General features: G+C 41.1%; 24 protein-coding genes and 1 pseudogene. 20 read left to right on the forward strand and 5 right to left on the reverse strand.

From position 1 onward, the window contains the following. The first annotated feature begins 76 nt into the window (after window positions 1–76). From CVT08_RS08710 to CVT08_RS08750, 9 genes are all read left to right on the forward strand, one after another. Window positions 77–280, forward strand: a complete 204-nt coding sequence (locus tag CVT08_RS08710) for a tautomerase family protein (RefSeq protein WP_107804964.1) — start codon at window positions 77–79, stop codon at window positions 278–280. Further along, window positions 277–774, forward strand: coding sequence for a thioredoxin-dependent thiol peroxidase (gene bcp, locus CVT08_RS08715; RefSeq protein WP_107855747.1), 498 nt, complete (start codon window positions 277–279; stop codon window positions 772–774). Before CVT08_RS08710 ends, bcp begins: the two co-directional genes overlap by 4 nt. An 8-nt stretch (window positions 775–782) precedes the next feature. Beyond that, entirely contained in the window at window positions 783–2501 is a 1719-nt protein-coding gene (locus CVT08_RS08720; RefSeq protein WP_107855746.1) for a phosphoethanolamine transferase, read from the forward strand. Window positions 2502–2533: 32 nt separating this feature from the next. Next, window positions 2534–3175 (forward strand): thiol:disulfide interchange protein DsbA/DsbL, encoded by a 642-nt coding sequence (locus tag CVT08_RS08725; RefSeq protein WP_087581387.1) that lies wholly within the window; start codon window positions 2534–2536, stop codon window positions 3173–3175. Between the two features lie 100 nt (window positions 3176–3275). Further along, window positions 3276–4190, forward strand: coding sequence for a branched-chain amino acid transaminase (locus CVT08_RS08730; RefSeq protein ID WP_002939975.1), 915 nt, complete (start codon window positions 3276–3278; stop codon window positions 4188–4190). Between the two features lie 16 nt (window positions 4191–4206). Beyond that, entirely contained in the window at window positions 4207–5319 is a 1113-nt protein-coding gene (locus tag CVT08_RS08735; RefSeq protein WP_021088100.1) for a prohibitin family protein, read from the forward strand. Window positions 5320–5321: 2 nt separating this feature from the next. Continuing rightward, entirely contained in the window at window positions 5322–6056 is a 735-nt protein-coding gene (hisIE, locus tag CVT08_RS08740; protein WP_107855745.1) for a bifunctional phosphoribosyl-AMP cyclohydrolase/phosphoribosyl-ATP diphosphatase HisIE, read from the forward strand. After that, window positions 6046–6576: a DUF2393 family protein gene (locus CVT08_RS08745; protein ID WP_107855744.1), complete on the forward strand. Its 531-nt coding sequence runs from the start codon at window positions 6046–6048 to the stop codon at window positions 6574–6576. Before hisIE ends, CVT08_RS08745 begins: the two co-directional genes overlap by 11 nt. After that, a complete protein-coding gene (locus CVT08_RS08750) occupies window positions 6576–7127 on the forward strand; it encodes a DUF2393 family protein (RefSeq protein WP_103558977.1) in 552 nt (183 codons plus the stop codon). Before CVT08_RS08745 ends, CVT08_RS08750 begins: the two co-directional genes overlap by 1 nt. Window positions 7128–7284: 157 nt before the next feature. Here CVT08_RS08750 and CVT08_RS08755 read toward each other — a convergent pair whose 3' ends face one another. From CVT08_RS08755 to CVT08_RS08765, 3 genes are all read right to left on the reverse strand, one after another. After that, on the reverse strand, window positions 7285–8616 hold the full coding sequence (locus tag CVT08_RS08755; protein ID WP_004317853.1) for an acetyl-CoA carboxylase biotin carboxylase subunit: 1332 nt from the start codon (window positions 8614–8616) through the stop codon (window positions 7285–7287). Next, window positions 8616–9068 carry an acetyl-CoA carboxylase biotin carboxyl carrier protein gene (gene accB, locus CVT08_RS08760; protein ID WP_107855743.1) on the reverse strand — a complete coding sequence of 151 codons (453 nt, stop codon included), beginning with the start codon at window positions 9066–9068 and terminating at the stop codon, window positions 8616–8618. Before accB ends, CVT08_RS08755 begins: the two co-directional genes overlap by 1 nt. A gap of 183 nt (window positions 9069–9251) precedes the next feature. Then, entirely contained in the window at window positions 9252–9416 is a 165-nt protein-coding gene (locus CVT08_RS08765) for a hypothetical protein (RefSeq protein ID WP_196381002.1), read from the reverse strand. A gap of 234 nt (window positions 9417–9650) precedes the next feature. Here CVT08_RS08765 and CVT08_RS08770 point away from each other — a divergent pair, with 234 nt between their 5' ends. From CVT08_RS08770 to CVT08_RS10280, 11 genes and pseudogenes are all read left to right on the forward strand, one after another. Continuing rightward, window positions 9651–10739: a nicotinate phosphoribosyltransferase gene (locus tag CVT08_RS08770; RefSeq protein ID WP_107855742.1), complete on the forward strand. Its 1089-nt coding sequence runs from the start codon at window positions 9651–9653 to the stop codon at window positions 10737–10739. An 8-nt stretch (window positions 10740–10747) separates the two neighbouring features. Beyond that, on the forward strand, window positions 10748–11233 hold the full coding sequence (locus CVT08_RS08775) for a chemotaxis protein (RefSeq protein ID WP_107855741.1): 486 nt from the start codon (window positions 10748–10750) through the stop codon (window positions 11231–11233). A 124-nt stretch (window positions 11234–11357) separates the two neighbouring features. Then, window positions 11358–12173 carry a menaquinone biosynthesis family protein gene (locus CVT08_RS08780; protein ID WP_230855980.1) on the forward strand — a complete coding sequence of 272 codons (816 nt, stop codon included), beginning with the start codon at window positions 11358–11360 and terminating at the stop codon, window positions 12171–12173. Next, a complete protein-coding gene (fliQ, locus tag CVT08_RS08785; RefSeq protein ID WP_223154231.1) occupies window positions 12170–12439 on the forward strand; it encodes a flagellar biosynthesis protein FliQ in 270 nt (89 codons plus the stop codon). The genes CVT08_RS08780 and fliQ overlap by 4 nt, the downstream gene beginning before the upstream one ends. Next, window positions 12436–13233, forward strand: coding sequence for a UDP-N-acetylmuramate dehydrogenase (locus tag CVT08_RS08790; RefSeq protein WP_107855739.1), 798 nt, complete (start codon window positions 12436–12438; stop codon window positions 13231–13233). Before fliQ ends, CVT08_RS08790 begins: the two co-directional genes overlap by 4 nt. Before the next feature lie 8 nt (window positions 13234–13241). Further along, a complete protein-coding gene (locus CVT08_RS08795) occupies window positions 13242–13730 on the forward strand; it encodes an addiction module antitoxin (protein WP_107855738.1) in 489 nt (162 codons plus the stop codon). A 62-nt stretch (window positions 13731–13792) separates the two neighbouring features. Continuing rightward, window positions 13793–14890 (forward strand): recombinase RecA, encoded by a 1098-nt coding sequence (gene recA / locus CVT08_RS08800; RefSeq protein ID WP_107855737.1) that lies wholly within the window; start codon window positions 13793–13795, stop codon window positions 14888–14890. Continuing rightward, a complete protein-coding gene (eno, locus tag CVT08_RS08805) occupies window positions 14890–16140 on the forward strand; it encodes a phosphopyruvate hydratase (RefSeq protein ID WP_107855736.1) in 1251 nt (416 codons plus the stop codon). Before recA ends, eno begins: the two co-directional genes overlap by 1 nt. Before the next feature lie 104 nt (window positions 16141–16244). After that, window positions 16245–16427, forward strand: a complete 183-nt coding sequence (locus tag CVT08_RS10375; protein WP_178140078.1) for a hypothetical protein — start codon at window positions 16245–16247, stop codon at window positions 16425–16427. Between the two features lie 5 nt (window positions 16428–16432). Beyond that, window positions 16433–17293, forward strand: coding sequence for an AMIN domain-containing protein (locus CVT08_RS08815; RefSeq protein WP_107855735.1), 861 nt, complete (start codon window positions 16433–16435; stop codon window positions 17291–17293). Window positions 17294–17367: 74 nt separating this feature from the next. Next, a pseudogene (locus CVT08_RS10280) lies at window positions 17368–17469 on the forward strand (tyrosine-type recombinase/integrase); the annotation flags it as partial. Window positions 17470–17685: 216 nt separating this feature from the next. Here the strand turns inward: CVT08_RS10280 and CVT08_RS08820 are convergent. Continuing rightward, window positions 17686–20676 carry a molybdopterin dinucleotide binding domain-containing protein gene (locus tag CVT08_RS08820; protein ID WP_107855734.1) on the reverse strand — a complete coding sequence of 997 codons (2991 nt, stop codon included), beginning with the start codon at window positions 20674–20676 and terminating at the stop codon, window positions 17686–17688. Between the two features lie 12 nt (window positions 20677–20688). Further along, the gene (locus tag CVT08_RS08825) at window positions 20689–21426 is read right to left on the reverse strand and encodes a 4Fe-4S dicluster domain-containing protein (RefSeq protein WP_107855733.1); all 738 of its coding nucleotides are present in this window, start codon (window positions 21424–21426) and stop codon (window positions 20689–20691) included. Window positions 21427–21556: the final 130 nt, after the last annotated feature.

Here is a 21556-nt window from a genome sequence, read left to right on the forward strand (position 1 = left end):
AATTCTTAAATAACGGCTTTAATCTGAAATTTCACTCATTTTGGCTAATATTTTGCATCTTAAAAAAGGAGTAAAAATGCCTTATGTTAATATCAAAATAGCAGGCCCAGAGCCGACAAAAGAGCAGAAAGATCAAGTATTTCAAGAGGTGACAGATACGCTTGTGAGGGTGCTTGGCAAGAAAAAAGAGGCGGTTATGATATTTTTAGAAACTCACGATGCTGGCAATATCGGCGTAGCAGGCGAGAGCGTAGAAGATAAGAGAAAGGGGATAAAATGAGCGAATTTAGTAAAGCGGACTTGGAAAGAAAGATAACACTTGAGGTTGGCGACAAGGCGCCAGAGTTTGAAGCGCTAAATCAAGACGGCGTAAAGGTCGCACTAAAGGACTTTATAGACAAAAACGTGGTTCTTTACTTCTACCCAAAGGACAACACTCCTGGCTGCACGACTGAGGCTTGCGAATTTAGCGCAAACTACGATCAGTTCATCAAAAATGACACCGTTATCATCGGCGTTAGTCCAGATAGCATGAAGTCGCATGCGGGCTTTATCGCAAAGCAAAATTTAAAGCACATCCTCTTAAGCGATGAGGATAAAGAAATTTCAAAGCTTTATGGCGTTTGGCAGGTCAAGAAAAACTACGGCAAAGAGTATCTTGGCATCGTTAGAAGCACCTTTGTGATCGGTAAAGACGGCAAGATAGCTAAAATTTACAAAAGTGTAAAAGCCAAAGACCACGCCGCAAAAGTGCTAGCTGATCTTGTGAAGTAAGGTAAAAAATGACTAATTTTTTTAACACGCTTATAAAAAGTCCATTTATAAATATATTTGTGGTTACAACGGTTGTGATGTTTGTCGCGAGTGTCTATAAAATTTACTTTTTTGAAGGCACTGACCGCATAGCTCTTATGCATATGGTAAGAAGTTTTACTACTATATTTTTATTAAATTTAGTCATAACTCACCTCATATACCTTATAACTCGTAGGCTTTTTAAGGGTGTTTATCTATTTTATGCGCTAATTATTTTTGTGCTATGCTTTATAAACTTTTTTACCCTAACAAGCCTAAAAACAGATATAAATATAGCAATAATCGATAGTGTAGTACATACAAATCCCAATGAGGCTAGTGAATTTTTTCAGACCTTTTTTGAGGTTAAATATCTGGTCATTGCCATACTACTAACTATCATTTTTTATGTGATGTTAAGATATAAAAAGGCTAATTTTAAGGATCTTGGTAGAAAAACTATCGTTATATTATCAGTTATTTATCTAGCTTTTGTAGCCATATTTTTTACCACATCAGTAATGAAATTAAAGTCAAACAAAGCAGATAAAACTATAAGTAAACTTTCAGAACATATCCTCATAAACTATGTCTTTATAGCTCAAAAATATCTTTTAGATGATAGCTTTTTAATTAGTAATAAAAAAATATTAGAGGACTACGACGAGTCTAAAAAAGCAAATCAAAATATAAAGACGGAGCACCAAGTGGCAAATATAGTCTTTATAATAGGCGAAAGCCTGCAAAGAAACGAGATGAGTGTTTATGGATTTGGCTTGCCAACTACACCGAATTTAACAGCGCTAAAACAAAGTGGCAATGCAATCATATACACAAATACTATCTCCCCAGATACTTATACAAACGGCTCTCTTGCCAAAGTTTTAAATTTTTCAAACTATGAAAGTAAAGAGCCTTGGAGCAAGAGCTTAAATATAGTTGATATGTTTAGTTTATCAGGATATAAAACATCTTGGATAAGCAATCAAGAAGGTGTAAGTGCTACCATATTATCGCCACACGCAAGTGTCGCTAAAAGATGTGACACTATATTTTTCTCAGATAAATTTGCTGCAGACTGGAACTATGCCGGTAAAAGTACAGACGGGGTACTCCTGCCTATAATTTTAAAAGAAAAACAAAACACCAATGGGCTGAATTTTTACACTATTCATTTAATAGGAAATCATTTCAAATATAAGTTTAGATATCCGAAAGAATTTAATAAATTTAGTGAAAATGATTTAAAAGCCAATCTAAACGACAAACAAAAACAGATTGTTGCACAATACTTAAATAGCGTACTCTATAATGACCACATAATAAACGAAATTTACAAATTTTTTAAGGACGATGAAACCTTAATAGTTTACCTTTCAGACCATGGTGAGACATTATTTAAAAAAGACAATGTATTAGAACACGGCATAACAAACCGCTTTGTTTTAGAAATTCCACTCATTTTTATAGGTACTGATAAATTTAAAGCAAGATATCCTGAAATTTGGCAAAAACTTGAAAATGCAAAAGATTATAAATTTATGAGCGATGACATCATTCATACTTTTGCTGATATTATTGGCGTAAAACCACTTGAATACAATGCCTCAAGAAGCCTAATAAGTGGTGAATTTAACGCAAGTAGAAAGCGTCTAATAAACGGCGTTGATTACGAAAGTATCAAAGACGTAAAACCACAATGGTAAAATTTGTCATAACAAAATTTAAAGGAGAAAAGATGAAGCTTATAAAAATGCTAATTTTAAGTGCGTTTTTTGCGCTAAATTTATCAGCACTGACTGAAGGCGTTGAGTATCAAACTCTAGCAAAACCGCTTAACGTGCCTAAAAACTCAGTCGTCAAGGTCTTTAGCTACGACTGCCCTCACTGCTATAAATTTGACCGAACTATCACAAGAAAGCTGATGGCAAAGCTTGATGGGGTCAAATTTATCCCATATCACCTAAGCACCAAAGGCAAGCTTGGCGAGACTACAAGTAAAATTTTCGCCGCTCTTATATCGATAGATGAGGCAAATGGGACTGATCTGCTAAGCGATGAGTCTAAATTTAAGCAAGCTAAATTTGCGATCTACAAAGCAAGGCACGATGAAAAAGATGACTTTAATGACGGCAAAGACAAGCAAAGATTTATCGATCTAGCGCTAAATGCGGCTCACGTGAGTAAAGACGAGTATGAAAAAGCGCTAAGCTCAGAGCGCGCAAAAGAGCTTTTAAACGAGTGGTTTGCCTCTTATGACGTAGCAAGTATCAGCGGTGTGCCAGCCTTTGTGGTAAGCGGCAAGTATCTGATAAATTTAAGCGCAGCATCGTCGATCGATGAGATGGCAAAGACGATAAAAGAGCTTTTAGATAAGTAACTTTAGCCTAAAATTTACGGACATTTTGGGCTTAGAAATGTAAATTTAAAGCAATTTTAGATAAACTCGGATCAAATTTCTAAAAAAGAAAGGTTTAATTATGAACGCTTCAGAATTCATCTGGATGGATGGAAAACTAGTAAAATGGGACGATGCAAAAGTACACGTTCTAACTCACTCTTTGCACTACGCTAATGCTGTATTTGAGGGCACAAGAGCTTATAAAACAAAAAAAGGTCTAGCTATTTTTAGACTCAAAGACCACACAAAAAGACTTTTAAGATCAGCAAAAATGACCGTTTTAAACGTGCCTTACACAGAAGAAGAGCTTGAAAAAGCGCAGATCGAACTACTTCGCGCAAACAAATATAACAGCAACGTCTATATCCGCCCACTTATCTTTTTAGGATACGGCGTGATGGGCGTAGCACACACAAAAGCACCGGTTCAAACTGCTATCGCTTCATGGGAATGGGGTGCTTACCTTGGCGATGAGGGTCTAGAAAAAGGCATCAGGGTTAAAATTTCAAGCTTTGCCAAACTAGCTCCTGCTGCTCAAATGAACAGAGCAAAAGCTAGCTCAAACTACTTAAGCTCTCAAATGGCAAACTACGAAGCAAAAGAGGCTGGATACGACGAGGCGCTACTTCTTGATAGCGAGGGCTTTGTAGCTGAGGGGCCAGGTGAGTGCTTCTTCATTGTTGAAAATGGCGCATTGATCACTCCACCAAATGACAACAGCCTACTTAGCATCACTCAAGATACAGTCATAAGACTTGCTCACGATCTTGACATCGAAGTAAGAAGAGAGCGCATCACAAGAGATCAGGCATACACAGCTGACGAGGCGTTTTTCACAGGTACGGCAGCCGAAGTAACACCGATAAATAGCATAGATAATCGCATCATCGGCAATGGTGCTAGAGGCGAAGTGACAAAGAGACTACAAAAAGCTTACTTTGACGTAGTTTATGGTCTAAACAAAAAATACGAATCATTTTTAACATATATTTAAGATTTAAAGGAACGAAATGCCCGCTGATTTAAATGATTATTTCAACAAAAAAAAGCCAGGTAATGACAATAGGGGCTCAGGTCAAAATAATGACAAAGAGCCACCTTTTAAAAAGGATTTTAAAATGCCAAATATACCAAGCGGCTTTGGCAAATTTGGTGCGCTAGCCTACATCATAATCGCCATTATCGCGATCCTTGCTATCACTCAGCCATTTAAAGTGATACACTCAGGCGAGGTCGGCATCAAAGCCACAGCGGGTAAATATGAGCCAAATCCTCTGCAACCAGGCTTTCACTTCTTTTTGCCATTTATCCAAAATATCATCGTAGTTGATACTAGAGTTAGGATCATCAACTACACTTCAGGCGAAGATATGGGCGAGAGCTTGCAAAAGTCTTATCAAGGAGCTGGAATTTTACGCAAAAACTCTATCTCAGTTTTGGACGCTAGAAATTTACCAGTTAGCATCGATATCACCGTGCAATACCGTCTAAATCCAGAAAATGCACCACAAACTATCGCATCTTGGGGTCTTAGCTGGGAGAGCAAGATCGTTGATCCTGTCGTGCGCGACGTGGTTCGCAGCATCGCTGGTAAATACACAGCCGAAGAGCTACCAACTAAGAGAAACGACCTAGCAAGGCAGATAGATGAGGGCATAAGAAAAGACATTGACTCACAGCCAAACAAGCCAGTCGAGCTCCTAACAGTGCAGCTTCGTGAGATCATCTTGCCTTCAAAGGTAAAAGAGCAGATCGAGCGTGTCCAGATCGCTAAACAAGAGGCTGAGAGGACAAAATACGAGGTTGAGCGTGCAAATCAAGAGGCTCTAAAACAAGCTGCCCTCGCAGAAGGTACTGCAAAAGCTGCTATCATCGAGGCAAAGGGTAAGGCTGATGCTATCAAGATAGAGGCTGACGCGACTGCGTATGCAAACAAAGAGATCGCAAAAAGTGTTGATCAAAATTTACTAAATTTAAAACAGATCGAGACACAAAATAGATTTAACGACGCTCTTAAAGAGAATAAAGATGCCAAAATTTTCTTAACCCCTGGTGGAGCTGTGCCAAATATCTGGCTAGATGCAAAAGATAGGGCAAAAGCTAGCTCAGTTAGCGAAAGGTAAAAATGAATAGCGTAGCAAAAAGTATAGACTGGCAAAAGGTTGGTGGATTGCTCCCGGTGGTGGTTTGTGATCACGCTACAAACGAGGTTTTGATGCTTGCTTATATGAACGAAGAAGCACTAAGCTTAACTCTATCTAGCCGCTACGCTCACTATTTTTCACGCACTAAAAATAGAATTTGGAAAAAAGGCGAAGAGAGTGGCAACACGCAAGAGATCAAGGCTGCATTTTTAGACTGCGACAACGACACCTTGCTTTTAAAAGTCGTTCAAAAGGAAGGCGCTGCTTGTCACACTGGGGCAAGGTCTTGCTTTTTTAACGAGATAAATTTAGAAAATTTAGAAATTTCAGATGAAAAAAGCGAGGTTAAAAAGCCAAGTTACGGCGTCATTGACGAGCTTTATCACGTTATAGAAGATAGAAAACTAAATGCAGATCCGCAAACTTCATACGTGGCAAGTCTTTTTAAAAAGGGTGAAAATCAAATTCTAAAAAAAGTTGGCGAGGAGGCTACAGAGCTTGTCATGGCGGCAAAAGAGCTTAGTTTTGCCAAGCAGACAAAACAAGATGAGCAAAAGGCAAAAAATGACCTCATATATGAAGCAGCTGATCTTTGCTTTCACGCGCTTGTGGCACTTTCAGCCCACAACATACATCCAGATGCCGTCAAAAACGAGCTTGCAAGACGTTTTGGCATGAGTGGCATCGAAGAAAAAAGATCGCGAGATGTTAAATAGCATCAAGCACAACATACTTTTCATACTTCAAAACGCCAAACTTATCGACTTTCTAGCCTATGGTTGGGTGTTTTTAGCATTTATATTTATCGTGCTTTTAGGAATTTTTGTTGCAATAAAATCATGGTGGCAGATAGGATTTTTATTTATCCTAGCTGGTTTTTTGGGACTTTTTGCAGGTAACTACTACGCAAACAAATATATAAATGAGAGCTTAAGACCTGTTAGCATAAGCAAAATAAACACAAAACAGCTTCAATATGTCGATGCGTTGATGGTTGATTTTAACATCACAAATAACTCAAACTACACATTAAACGTTTGCAAAATCGAGCTTGGCTTCTACCTTGGCTCAAAACAAAGCACGAGAAATTTTCTAAATTCACTCAATCCTTTTGCTAAAAAACGTATCATTTTAAATGAAGCGCTTTTGCCAAAGCAGAGTAAGCAGATAAGAGGATTTGTCAATGACTTTGCCTTCATTGACTACAATATCACCAAAAAAGCGGAGTGTTTTTGATGAGCTCAAACTACTTTACCATCGTTCATATCATCGTGCTTTTCGCGATCGCACTACTTTCTATTTTATTTCTTGTGCTCTCACTTAGAGCTGAGCGAAAGCTATTTTTATCGCTACTTTTTACAAATATTTTGGTCTCAACCACGCTTGCCATTTTTTTGATGCTAGTTCTTGATAAATACACCAAAAAAGGCATAGTCGAGGGCGTAAAAAGCGAGCGAGTGTTAAGAAATGAAAGCATCGTCTTTCGAGGTCAAGTAAGAAATGTCGGCAAATTTACCATTAGCAAATGCACTCTTACAATTAAGCTTATTAATCAGCCGCTAAATAAAAATGATCTTGGTGGCGAAGCGCTATTTAAACCAAGTGGGCTCTCATTTTTCTCATGGGTTTTTGGAGGCGATGAGGACGAGAGACCAAACACTGTTGCATACAAATTTGACGTAGCTCAAAATTTACCAAAGCAAAAAGCGGTGCCATTTACCGTAACTATGCCCTATCCGCCATATTTTAAAAATGGTATGAATATCACAAAACTTAGTTGCTACTAATAAATTTAGATAAATTCTTAGTATTTATTGCATTTTGTAGTTACAAACTGGCCAAATTTCTCTTAAATTTAAAAAGTTTAATACCTAAAAATTTGGCTTATATATAAAATAAAAAATTTTAAACCATTGCCTTATGGCTTTGGTTTAAAATTTAGTTTTAATGTCTTGAAAGATAGTTTGTATCGTAGTTGTTGCTTAAAAAGTCTTTATTTTCCATCATGGCGATGTGAAAATCTTTTGTTGTTTTTATGCCACTTATTATTAGCTGATCAAGAGCTACTTTCATCTTGTGAATGGCTCTATTTCTATCTGTGTCCCAAACTACGAGCTTGCCGATCATGCTGTCATAATACGGCGGTATAGAGTAGTCTTGATAGATGTGACTATCCATTCTCACGTTGCGGCCACCTGGACAGACATATTTTGTGATCTTGCCAGGGCACGGAGTAAAGGTGTTTGGATCCTCAGCTGTGATTCTGCACTCGATCGCATGGCCTTTTAGCTCGATGCTTTTTTGTGACGGTAGCTTTTCACCCTCAGCCACTTTTATCATAAGCTCGATGATATCAAGCCCACTTACCATTTCGCTAACTGTGTGCTCGACTTGAAGCCTTGTGTTCATCTCGATAAAGTAAAAGTCTAAATTTTTATCAACCAAAAACTCAAACGTACCAGCTCCCTCGTAGCCGATCGCTTTTGCCGCTTTTATGGCAGTTTCATGTAGCCTCTCTCTTGTTTTTTCATCAAGCAAGATGGCTGGACTCTCTTCGATCAGCTTTTGGTGACGGCGCTGCATAGAGCAGTCGCGCTCACCTATGTGAAGCACGTTGCCGTGGCTATCGCCGATGATTTGAACCTCGATGTGGCGTGGATTTAGGATATATTTTTCCATATACATTGTGCCATCGCCAAATGCACTCATCGCCTCACTCTCAGCAGACCAAAATGCTTTTTCTAAATCAGCCTCTTTTTCAACCACGCGCATACCGCGTCCGCCGCCGCCTGCAGCAGCTTTTAGTATGACAGGATAGCCTATCTTTTTAGCTAGCTCTTTTGCTGCTTTTGTGTCAGCCACAGCGCCGTCTGAGCCAGGGATGACTGGCACGCCAGCTCTTTGCATGACCTGTTTTGCCTTACTCTTGTCACTCATCAAAGCCATCGCAGCAACGCTTGGTCCAATGAATTTGATCTTGTGATGTGAGCAAATTTCAACAAAATTTTGATTTTCACTTAAAAAGCCATAACCTGGGAAGATAGCGTCTGCTTCGCTGATCTCAGCTGCGCTTATGATAGCTGGGATATTTAGGTAGCTATCGCTTGAGCGCTCTTTACCGATACAAATAGCCACGTCAGCGTATTTTACGTAAAGCGCGTCTTTGTCAGCAGTTGAATAAACTACAACAGCTTCTTTACCCATCTCCTTTATCGTTCGCAAAGCACGAAGAGCGATCTCACCGCGGTTTGCGATTAAAATTCTCTTTAATTCCATTAATTTTTCTCCACGCCAAATAACGGCAATCCAAACTCAACTGGCTGTCCGTCAGAGACTAGCATCTCAGTGATCTGGCAGTCAAACTCAGCCTCGATCTCGTTCATGATCTTCATAGCTTCGATGATGCCCACTACATCGCCTTTTCTCACTCTTTGACCTACTTTTACAAATGGTGCAGCGCCTGGGCTTGGAGCAGCGTAGAAAGTACCTACCATAGGAGATTTTATGCTATCTTTTGGCGAATTTGCAGCTGGTTTTACCTCTGAGCTAACGACAACATTTACAGGTGTTGGCGTTGGAGCTGCTGCTTGTGCCACTGGCTTCGCAGGCGCGCAATAATCTGCAAATTTCTCTAGCTCGACTTCAAAATCACCACTTTTTATCTTGATATGATTCATCTCCATACCATTAAAAAATTCGATAAGTTCTTTTATGTCTTCTTTTTTCATAGAAAAGTCTCCTAAATTTTTAATAAGCGCTTAATTGTAGCGAAATTTCATAAATTTAATTTTTAGCTGGCACAAATTTTGTGCTAAATCCTACTTTTTTCTAGCAAATTTATAACCCAAAACAAAATAAAACTAAGCATAACCAAAACAAGGCTTAAAGTGAGTGCCTGATCGCTTCTGCCATCATAGACTGCGTTCGTAGATAGCAAGTGAGATGGTGTCTGTTTCGCATATGATATTGCCACCTAAAATGAGCGTTATACCAACCTTGCCAAGCCCTCGCGAGAGCGCTAGGATAAAGGCTGCTGCCACAATATTTGCTGGGACGTAAAGTGCTTTATCTATCAAGACAAAACTACCAAATTCATCCTTGTACGCGTTTAGCTCAGTTTGATTGATAAAGTCAGCATCAACTTCGCCGCTTAATATATAGGTAACGACCTGTGTTACGCCAGCAACTGCTAAAATTTTATCCTTTAGCTCGCCCTCTAAATTTTGCTTTTTGCATAAAATTCACTAGCTCTTTTGCCTGCGCCAAATTTCGCTAAAATGGTATAATCTCGCAAAAACAAAAGGATAGACATGAACGAACTTGAGCTAAAGATGCAAGGCAAGATAGAGAGGCTAACAGATAAGACTTTTAGGCTAGATCCAAGGATCGGCGAGGGCTATTTCACAGCGAAATACTTTCTAAAAGTAAATGAGATAATTAAGCAAAACCTGCCTAATCAGCACGTGACGATGCAGTTTTTCCAAAGGCGTGATGATATCGTGCTTTGCGGTATCGACGAAGTTTTAGCGATAGTCAATAAATTTGCCAAAAATCCAAGCGAGCTTGAAATTTACGCGCTTGATGATGGCGATATCATAAATGCAAACGAGCCAGTTTTAAAGATAAGCGGCAAGTATGAAAATTTCGGCTTTTTAGAAAACGTGATCGACGCGACGCTTACTAGAAGAAGCTGCGTGGCGACAAACTCTAGAGACGTGATAAGAGCGGCAAATGGCAAGGTCGTCTTTAGCATGGCAGACAGACAAGACGACATCTGCACGCAGCCAGGCGACGGATATGCCTCATTTATCGGCGGCATCAAAAAGGTCGCCACAGACGCTCAGGGCGAGCTTACAGGGCTAAAAGGTGGCGGCACCATGCCTCATGCGCTCATTCAAATGTGCGGCGGAGACGTGGTGAAGGCTTGTCAAATTTATGCCAAAACCTTTGAAAACGAGCAGATCACGGCACTAGTTGATTATAACAACGATGTGATAACAGACGCACTAAAGGCTGCAAATGCCCTAAAGGAGAGACTTGGCGCGGTTAGAGTGGATACTAGTAAAAATTTGATAGATAGGTATTTTGAGGACAAAGATACGAGCAAATTTGACCCGCATGGCGTTTGCAAGGAGCTTATATTTGCTCTAAGAGAGGCGCTTGATAAAGCTGGCTTTAAGCACGTTAAAATAGTCGTTAGCTCAGGCTTTAACCCGCAAAAAATGAGCGAATTTGAGAAATTTAACACCCCAGTTGATATTTACGGCGTGGGAAGCTATCTTGTTAAAAATGATATTTGTGGCTTTACAGGCGATCTAGTCGAGCTAAACGGCAAAAATGAAGCTAAATTTGGCAGGAAAAATTTCGCTTCAGATAGGCTAAAAAGAGTGAAATTTTAGGAGAAGAAATGAAATTTATAAAAATTTTAACGTTTCTAGCGCTTTTGCTGACCGCCTGCTCCGCGGCAAACTACGCTAATGCCTTTGAAAAGGTTGGTATCCTTGAGGACGGCGTTTATCGCTTTAGTCAAAATGGTATCGGTGTCAAAAAAGACCTACTTGTAAAGGTGATCTCAGTGCAACATGCGGACAACTCACGCAAAAAGATCATCTCCATGCTAAATATCCCTAAAAAGTCTAAAATTACAGACTTTAAAACAAGCGATGCAGGCGTGATAGTCTGGCCATTTTACGAGTTTGATGGCAAATTTATAACGACAATAATCGTTGAAAATATAAAAAAAGAAGATAGCGATCAAAAGCTGATTAAGATGCTTGAACTTAAGCATCCGTTTTACTCAACGCTCCAAGCTCGAAGAAAAGGGGCTAAAGACGCCATAGACGTGAAATACGTGCTAAATTTCAAAGAGGCAAAGCTGGTAAAATCGTTTTAAAACCGCCCTTAAAACTTTATTTTAAATAAATTTCATTAAAATGGCGTAATCAAAAAAAGGATCATCTTTGCATAATCTAAAAACTATAAACGTCGCTCACTCGCCGGACGCTGACGATATTTTCATGTATGCTGCGGTCAAATTTGGCTGGGTTAGCAGTAAAAATTTAGCCTTTACATCAAAGGCGCTTGATATAGAAACGCTAAACGAAGAGGCGCTAAAAGGCACTTATGAGGCTACGGCGATCAGCTTTGCACTCTATCCTAAAATTTGCGATGAATTTGCACTTTTACGCTGCGCGGTGAGCTTTGGCAACGGATATGGTCCAAAGCTTATCAAGCTAAAAGATAAGCAGCTAAAGCGAAATTTCAAGGTCGCACTCTCTGGCAAAAACACGACAAATGCCCTGCTCTTTCGCATAGCCTACCCAGAGGCAAGGATCGTTTATAAAAATTTCTTAGAGATCGAAAATGCCGTGCTTAGCGGCGAGGTCGATGCTGGCGTGCTCATACATGAAAGTATCTTAAATTTCTCTGACAAGCTCTGCGTCGAGCGTGAAATTTGGGATATCTGGAGCGAGCTAAACGGCGAAAATTTACCGCTTCCACTTGGCGGTATGGCGCTTAGACGAAGTCTGCCGATAACTGACGCCATCGAGTGCGAGAGAGTGCTTAGCGAGGCCGTTAGGATCGCCACTTCGCACAAGCCATTTTTATCTCACATGCTAATGGAGCGAAATTTAATAAGAGTTGGCAAAGACGAGCTTAAAGCGTATCTAAATTTATATGCAAATGACGAGTCCATCAGCATGAACGAAACGCAGCTAAAAGCGCTAAATAAGCTCTATCAAATAGGCTATGATAAAGGCTTTTTTGAAAAGCCAATCGACGTAAACGACTACCTAATCCCAACTGAATACAACGAAGCAAGGTTTAGCTGATGCAAAGTACGCTTGTCTCGCTTGGAGTTGAAACCTTTAAGATCGCCCTTTATATCAGCCTTCCGATGCTGCTAAGCGGACTAATCGCTGGTCTTATCATCTCCATCTTTCAAGCGACCACGCAGATAAACGAAACCACGCTAAGCTTCGTGCCAAAGATCTTGCTAGTCGTCGTTGTCATCATATTTTTGATGCCTTGGATGATCTCGATGATGGTTGAATTTACCACTCGTATGCTTGATTTTATACCGGAATTTATCCAGTGACGAGGCTTGTTGATTTTTCTAAATTTACCTCTGTTAGGATCGGTGGCGTGCATGAAATTTTCGAGGTTGATAGCCTTGAAGATCTAAGCTCGCCTCACTTTTTAGGCTCTGTGATGATAGGTGGGGGCAACAACTTGCTTATCTCGCCAAATCCCCCAAAAATGGCGATGCTTGGCAAGAGCTTTGACTACATAAATTTAGAAATTTGTGATGAAAAAATTTGCCTTGAGATAGGTGCTGCGACAAAATCAGCTAAAATTTATAACTTCTGCAAACAAAACAATATAGCCGGCCTTGAGTTTTTAAAAAACATCCCTGGCACGCTTGGCGGACTTATCAAGATGAATGCTGGGCTGCTTAAATTTAGCATAAGCGACAATCTCACACATGTGCGTCTGGCTCGTGGCTGGGTGAGCAAAGATGAGATAAGCTTTAGCTACCGCCACAGCGGCATAGATGAGGCCATTTTGGGAGCTAAATTTAAGCTTCAAAGCGGCTTTGACGCGAGCATATCTGAAGCTATAAGCGCAAAAAGAGCAAATCAACCAAAAGGAGCTAGCTTTGGCAGCTGTTTTGTAAATCCAGATGGGCACTTTGCAGGGGCATTGATTGAAGCGGTGGGGCTAAAGGGGTATGCGATCGGCGGAGCGAAATTTAGCGAAGAGCACGCAAATTTTTTGATAAATTTTAACCACGCAAGCTTTGAAGACGCCACAAATCTTATAAATTTAGCAAAGGCTAGGGTTTTAGAGAAATTTGGCGTAGAGCTTAAGACTGAAGTTTGCATTTTATAAGGATAGTGATGAGTGAGTTTTTGAGCGAAGTTTTTACCCTTTCACTTTTGTTTATAGCTATCGGTTTTTACGCCATTTATAGGGCTAAAAAGGCACAAAGCGAGCATGAGAAAAATGTGGCTGATTACGATAAAAATCTGCTAAATTTCGCCAGAATTTTAGGCGTAAAAGATCATATCGACCTAGTTAAATTTGATGAAATTTTAGCGCAGGCCTTAAAAGAAAAACTAATTTTTAAATTTAATAAATCTACTACCAAAGAGGAATTTATCTCTTTTATAAAAGATGAAAATTTTAAAACCAAACCCCAAATTTCACAAAATCATATCGATGAAGCTTTTTTAAATCTTTGCGCAAGCTCGCTTATAGAGCCGCTTAAGCTTGCGATACTAAAAAATGAAGATCAAATTTATGGATTTTTGTTTGAAAAAGAGCAGCTTTTTGCTCTTATTGATAGCGCTGCGCTGCTTGGCGAAAATATTATAATTTGCGAGTAAATCAAGTAAAATTCATCTCTTTTTAGATAAAATCAAGTCAAATTTCAACTATAAGGTAAAAAATGGCAAAAGAAAAAGATAGTGACAAAAAAATAGCTATCCCAGAGAGCGAAGCGGACAAGAAAAAGGCGCTCGAGCTTGCGCTAAAGCAGATCGATAAAGCTTTTGGCAAGGGCACGCTTTTAAGACTTGGCGACAAAGAGGTTGAGGCGATCGAGTCGATACCGACTGGCTCGCTAGGACTTGATCTGGCTCTTGGCATAGGCGGCGTTCCAAAAGGCAGGATCATCGAGATCTACGGACCAGAGAGCTCTGGTAAGACCACGCTCACACTTCACATCATCGCTGAAGCACAAAAAGCTGGCGGAATTTGTGCGTTTGTCGATGCAGAGCACGCACTAGACGTAAAATACGCTTCAAATTTAGGCGTAAATACCGACAACCTTTACGTCTCTCAGCCAGACTTTGGCGAGCAGGCACTTGAGATCGTTGAGACACTTGCAAGAAGCGGTGCGATCGATCTTATCGTAGTTGATAGCGTTGCTGCACTTACTCCAAAGAGCGAGATAGACGGCGATATGGGCGATCAGCATGTTGGTTTGCAAGCAAGGCTTATGAGCCAGGCGCTTAGAAAGCTAACTGGAATTTTAAGCAAGATGAAGACAACTGTTATCTTCATCAACCAAATTCGTATGAAGATCGGTATGATGGGATATGGCACGCCAGAGACCACAACTGGAGGTAATGCACTTAAATTTTACTCATCTGTAAGAATAGACGTAAGAAAGATAGCTACACTTAAACAAAATGACGAGCCTATCGGCAACCGCACAAAAGCAAAAGTCGTTAAAAACAAGGTGGCACCTCCATTTAAAGTGGCTGAATTTGACATCATGTTTGGCGAGGGTGTGAGCAAAGAGGGCGAGATCATCGACTATGGCGTAAAACTAGACATCATCGACAAATCAGGCGCGTGGTTTAGCTACAAGGCCGAAAAACTAGGTCAAGGTAGAGAAAACGCCAAAGCCTACCTAAAAGAGCACCCAGAAATTTCTGACGAGATAGTAGCGGCGATAAAAGGCTCAATGGGGATAGATCACCTAATAAGCAGCAGCGCAAAAGACGAAGACGACGACACAAACGAAGCAGGAGATGAATAATGGTATTTATTGAAGATGTAGAAGCTCACGAGGTTTTAGACAGCAGAGGCAACCCAACAGTCCGCGCAACAGTTAGACTAAGCGACGGCACCGAGGCAAGCGCGATCGTACCAAGCGGTGCAAGCACTGGCAAGCGTGAGGCGCTCGAGCTTCGCGACAAAGACGAGAGATATGCTGGCAAAGGCGTTTTAAAGGCTATTTCAAACGTAAATGAAAAGATCGCAGAAGCAGTGATAGGACTTGATGCTTACAACCAAAAAGCAGTCGATGCGGAGATGCTTGAGCTTGATGGCACGCACAACTACTCAAATTTAGGCGCAAACGCTGTCCTTGGCGTATCTATGGCGGTAGCTCGCGCAGCTGCAAAGAGCCTAAATATCCCACTCTACCGCTATCTTGGCGGTGCAAACGCTAGCATCTTGCCAGTGCCGATGTTTAACATCATAAATGGCGGCGCGCACGCAAATAATAGCGTTGATTTTCAAGAATTTATGATCATGCCATTTGGCTTTAGCACATTTAGCGAGGCGCTAAGAGCTGCAACTGAAATTTACCACAAGCTAAAATCTATCCTAAACGCAGCTGGACACAGCACAGCTGTCGGCGACGAGGGCGGTTTTGCTCCAAATTTAAAAGACAACGAAGAGCCACTAAAGCTCATATCACAAGCCGTAAAAGAGGCTGGATATGAGCTAGGCAGCCAGATAAAACTAGCCCTTGACGTCGCTTCAAGCGAGCTTTACAAAGACGGCAAATACGAGCTTGAAGGCAAGAAATTTAGCAGCGACGAGCTCATTAGCTACTATGAAAAACTTTGCGAAAAATATCCGATATTTTCTATCGAAGATGGTCTTAGTGAGGATGACTGGAGTGGCTGGGCCGAGCTTACAAAAAGGCTTGGTAGCAAGGTGCAGCTAGTTGGCGACGACCTATTTGTTACAAATGAGAAAATTTTACGCGAAGGCATCGAGAAAAAGATCGCAAATGCGATCCTCATCAAGCCAAATCAAATAGGCTCAGTCACGCAAACTATGCAAACTGTCCGCCTTGCTCAAAGAAATGGCTACCGCTGCATAATGAGCCACAGAAGCGGCGAGAGCGAAGATGCGTTTATCGCTGACTTCGCAGTCGCACTAAACACTGGCGAGATAAAGACGGGTGCCACTTCAAGAAGCGAGCGCAACGCGAAATACAACCGCTTGCTTGAGATCGAGCTTGAGGCGGGTGAGTTTTTAGGGGATAATATTTGAGCGAAATTTTAGATGAATATGGCAAAGAAGATGGCATATTTCATAAAATCATAAAATTTGTTCGGCCGACATTACGCTACGTCATAGCCACCATTTGCGTGGCTATGTTTGCCTTTTACGTGGGCAACATGATGTTTGGCAAACGCTCACTTGATGTCATGCTAAGCCTTCAGAGCAAAAAAGAGAGGCTTAGCGAAGACGTGGAAATTTTAAAAAAGATGAATGCACGTCTGCAAAAAGATTATTTTGAACTACAAGGCCTTGAGCCAGACTCTAATAAAAAGTAGGAACGATGAAGAAAATTTGGTTAGTTTTATCTATATTTACAGCGAGCTTATGCGCTAGAGAAAACCCATTTATGCCTATTAGCGAGCTAAACACAAGCGTTATGACGACAAATGTCGTAGAGAAATATGACAGTTTCAACTCGCTCTCGTTTAAATTTCCAAGCGATGCGATGCTTTTGCTTGATGTCACCATAAGATACAGAGCAAATGACGGCAGCATAAAAGAAAAAAGACTAACCGATATAAACAAAACTATCGACTGGAACGATGAATTTGCCCTAAGCAAGATGAAAAATCCAGAACCAGTCGCAGCTAAAAAACTAGATGTTTCTGTCACGATGGCGGATGTACCAGCTCAAAAGGTTAGCACGCCGGTGATAATAGAAAAAAATGAGACTAAAATTTCAAACAAAGATAGAAATAAAAGCTCAGATGTGCCAACTCCAAACGTCGTGGTGATCGACCTTGGCACAAAAAAAGCAAAAGAGCCTGCTAAACCTGAGCAAAAGGTAGTCGAAGTAAAAATTGAGCCTACTACAAAGCCTGTTCAAGAGACAAAAAGCAGCGAAAAAGAGGTTAAATTTTTAGGATTTATCAGCTTTTTAACACATGAAAAAGAGCTAAATATCATCACAAAAGCTAAAAATTTAAAACATTTTGCTTACGAGAAAAATAAGATCGTACTTGACTTTGCAAAACCTCCAAGAAGCTTTAAAACTAGAAATTTAAAGCTTGAAAACAATACTTTTAAAAACGTCATAATCGGTTGGCATGACAAGTATTTCAGAGTGGTTTTAGAGCTTGATAAGATGCATAAATATAAGCTTGAAGCCGTTGGAAATGGATATGTGCTTAAGCTTTTATAGTTTTTGATGTTTAAATAGCCTGCCTTTTAAATTTCTCTTGGTCGTAATCAGAAAAAAGCTTAACACTAGTGTAAGAAGTCCTTGGGTATGCAAGCCTAAACACCTCACGAATTTACACGCACTTTGATAGTGATAAGCTAAAACTTGCTGCCAAAGTGGCTGAGGACTTGGCAAATGAGAACGCTCAAAGCAAACTAGCAATATTAAATTTAACCAATACAAAATTTAAAACATCAAATTTAACTATGAAGCCGTATAAATATGTGAGAATTTTTAGCTTATAAGCAGTCTAAAAGCTTGCCCTGCATATAAATTTACGCCGCACGAGCAAAAAGCCGTACGAAAATGAAATTTGGCGAGCAAATTTTACTCTGCTCGCCAAATTTATCAAACTAGCCTATCTTTCTTATCTTTGCAGGCAGTGCTTGTCTAGCACAAGTACCCACCAGCCAGTCATTTAGGCTAAATTCGCCATTTCTTTTTGGATCAAGAAGTCCAAGCTTGTTGTGATTGACCCCTTTTTCTAAATTTGCTATCCCAAAAGCTGGCTTTCCATCGACGATGTGCGTTCTTATACCAAACTCGTCATGGCCAAATCCATGCTCTATGCTGATAACCCCGCTAGCAACGCCGTCAGTTACAAATGCCTCGCCAACTTGCGCTCCATAAGGCGTAGTCACTTTGACCTTATCGCCTGAGCGAATGCCCTGCTCGTTCGCTACATCTGGTGCTATCCTTACGAAGTTGCTAGGATGAACGGCTCTTAGCCTTGGGCTAACAAATGTGTAGAAGTGCTGGATATTTGACTTTCTTGAGCTAACTGTGTATTTCCACTCAGAGCGTGGGAAAAATTTCTCAAGCGGCGTGCCGTCACTTGCTACTGGCAACATCAGACTTGGCACTCCTGGCATATATTCGCCCGTTACTGAGTGTCTGTGTCCGCCAAGTGGCTCATAGTAGATAGAAGCTGGCGTAGGCGCTGGCACTTTTACGGTTGCTTTATCGCCCTTGTACGCGCTCTCGTAGCTATCATATCTACCGCCTTTTGCTAGCACGTGCGCTACTTTTGGCTTCTCTTCGTCTTTTAGATAAGGATCGAGTTTTGTCATCACTCTTGATATCTTACTAAGCTTTTTATCCTCGTCGCTTATATCTTTCACACCCTCGCCGTCAAAGGCTAAATTTGCTAGTGCAGCTGCGTAATACTGCTCTTTTACGTCAAGGTCCATGAAATTTCCGTCTTTGTCTTTGAAGGCATTTTTACCAAAGCCTTTTAGACCAAGTCTCTTTGCTACGGCTATATAAAACGCCTCAACGTCGATAACGCCGCCGTTTTTATCCTTTGCCTGCTTTGAGCTAACGGATGGATAGCGCACGACTGAAGTTTTAGCGATCGTTCCCCAAAGAGAGTTTGGAAGCGCCCAGTTTTCTAAATTTACCCCGTCTGGCACGATGTAGTCAGCATAGGCGTTTGTCTCGTTCATAAAGGCGTCGATACCCACAAAAAGTGGTAAATTTTTACTATCTTTTAGCGCGTCTAAAACCGCTCTTTCAAGTCCGGCCTGGCCGTAAAGTACGTTTGTCATGTAGTTTATGAAAACTTTTACTTTGTATGGGTAGCCAGCCTTGTGGCTCGTGAGCGTTTCATTTACAAGTGGCATAGAGATAGGATACCATGGCTGAGTTGATGGATAGCCGCTGCCGCCAGCTGCTACTTTGCGCTTATACTCAGAGCTTGTTTCGTAGTATTTGCCTGATCTTGATAAATTTAGACCATTTGGCTTATAAGCGCCCTCAAAGCTCTCAAGGTCATATCTGCCCTTTAAAAACTCGTGTGTGCCGGCACTTGCATTGACGTTGCCACCTTTGTAGCCGTAAGTGCCCATTAGCGTATTTAGACAAAGAATCGCGTAGGTAGTCATACCAGCTTGCGTATGCATCATACCGCCATGCACGTTTGTGCTCACCTGTCTGCCATTTTTGGTGAAATTTTCGCAAAGCCAGATAATATCTTCAACGCTAACACCGCAAATTTTTGAGTACTCATCTAGGCTGTGCTTATAAGCTGACTCTTTTAAAAGCTGCATTGAGCTTTTTACTTCAACTTTTTTGCCATCTATTAAAATTTTACCTTTGTAGTAGAGTTTGGCTGGTTCATTTACCTTGTAGCTTTGTATCTTGCCATCTTGCGAGCAGACCTGCCACTCGTTATTGATAAGTGCAAATTTGCCGTAGTCTTTGTGGCCTTTTTCGGTGATGACTAGATGTGTGGCGTTGCACCAGTGTATCTCGCCTGCAAGTTTTGCTTGGTCTAAATTTGGCTGGATAAGGTAGTTTGTAGCGTATTTTTCATTTTCTATGATCCAGCGTATCATCGCCATGGCTAGAGCTGAGTCGGTGCCTGGCTTTATCGCTATCCAGCGGCCTTTGTCTGAAGAGGCGTATTTTACAGCATTTGTAACGCTTGGGTCGACCACTGCGTAGCTAAAGTCATCTCTAGTGCCTCTTGCGTAAGAGAGCATTTTTGCCTGTTTTTGGAAAGGGTTGCCACCATTTGACGGCGAAGTGCCCCAGTAGATAACAAATTTAGAGTTTTCATAGTCTGGTTTTGTGTGTGCAAAACCCTTTGCGTTGTGCGTGATCTTGCCACCGACCCTAAAGCCGCCACCGCAAATTCCGCCGTGTGAGTAGTGATTGATAGTGCCAAATGACTTTTTGACAAAGCGATCGACGATATCAGAGCGTCCGTCATATAGGTAAAAGCTTAAAAATTGATTACGCTTGGTGCCGTACTCTGGGTTTTCGCTGTCGATTAGCTCGTCGCTATATATCGCTCTTAGCCCGTCCACGTGTCCCTCACCAAAGAGATCTCCGCCCTCTACTACCTCTTCTACTAGCTGCTCAAAGCTTATGCTCTTCCACTTGCCCTCGCCTCTTTTGCCAACTCTTTTTAGCGGAGTTAGTATCCTTGCAGGTGAGTCTATCATCTCAGGCAATATCGCCCCTCTGGCGCAAACTGTGGCTCGCTTTTCATCTTCGCCGCTTAGTGTTGTGGCAAGCAAAGCGTCGTTTATCGATGTGTCAAAATTTGCCCAGTGTACGTTTGAGAGTGGATTGTATGGGTTGCCGCTACATCTTAAAACGCGGTCGTTTTTGTCATCTACGTGAAGTCTTATGCCACACTTTGTCGTACAGCCGTGGCACATTGAAAAGACAACGCTATGTCCGTAGTTGAGTGAAATTTTGCCGTCTTTTACGCTAAATTCAGGCTCTAGTGAGTTTGACTGCGGTTTGTAGTCGTCTTTTTCGCCGTCTGCTAGCACAGCGCTTGCGGTTAGTGTTGAGAGTACGGCTGATCTTTTTAAAAATTCTCTTCTTTGCATTGCTTATTTCCTTTACTGTGCTATCTCTTCGCTCCAGTTGATAACCTTTTGATATCCGTTTTCAAGCTCGAGTTTCTTATCGTTTTTAGCCAAAATTTCGCTGACGCCGTGGTAGAACACCTGTGGATTTGTATTTTTAGGGCTATCTATGACCATAGTCTCATGTGTGGCTAGAAATTTTCTGATATTTGAGTTAGGATCATTAAGATCTCCTATTATACGGCTACCGCCCACACAGCTCTCTACGCATGCTGGCTGAAGTCCCGCTCTTAGTCTGTGGTCGCAGAAGGTGCATTTATCGGCCTTGTAGGTATGCAAGCTAAGATATCTTGCGTGATATGGACAGGCCTCCACACAAAGCGCACAGCCTATGCACTCTTTTGTGTCGATCTTTACGATGCCGTTGCTTCTTTGGTAGCTTGCTCCAGTTGGACAAACGTCGATACAGGCTGGCTTGTTGCAGTGGTTGCAAAGTCTTGGAAGTGACGCAATGACCGCCATTTTGCCGCTCTTATCCTTTGCCTCGTACTCAGAAACGATGGTCCTAAAAGCACCTGGTTGAACGTCGTTTTCCAACATACAGCTCATAGTACATGACTGACAGCCAACACATCTTGTTAGATCTATCGCCATGCCGTAGCGAACGCCACTACCGCCAAAGTCCTTTGGTGCTGCTTTTAGCGCAGTCGTAGCGAAAAACAGTCCTGCAGCTGTGATGAAGCTGCGACGAGAGTTTAGGGTCTGTTGCATAAGAAATTCTCCTTTCTTTTTAGAAGTTTTTCTTATTTTAACATAGTAAATTTTTTTTCTAAAGTTTATTTTATATTTTTGCAAAATGTATTAAATTTTGAGAATTTTTGTAGCACTTTGTGAGTAAAAT

The organism is Campylobacter concisus, assembly GCF_003048835.2.
In the GTDB taxonomy this organism is placed as follows: domain Bacteria; phylum Campylobacterota; class Campylobacteria; order Campylobacterales; family Campylobacteraceae; genus Campylobacter_A; species Campylobacter_A concisus_D.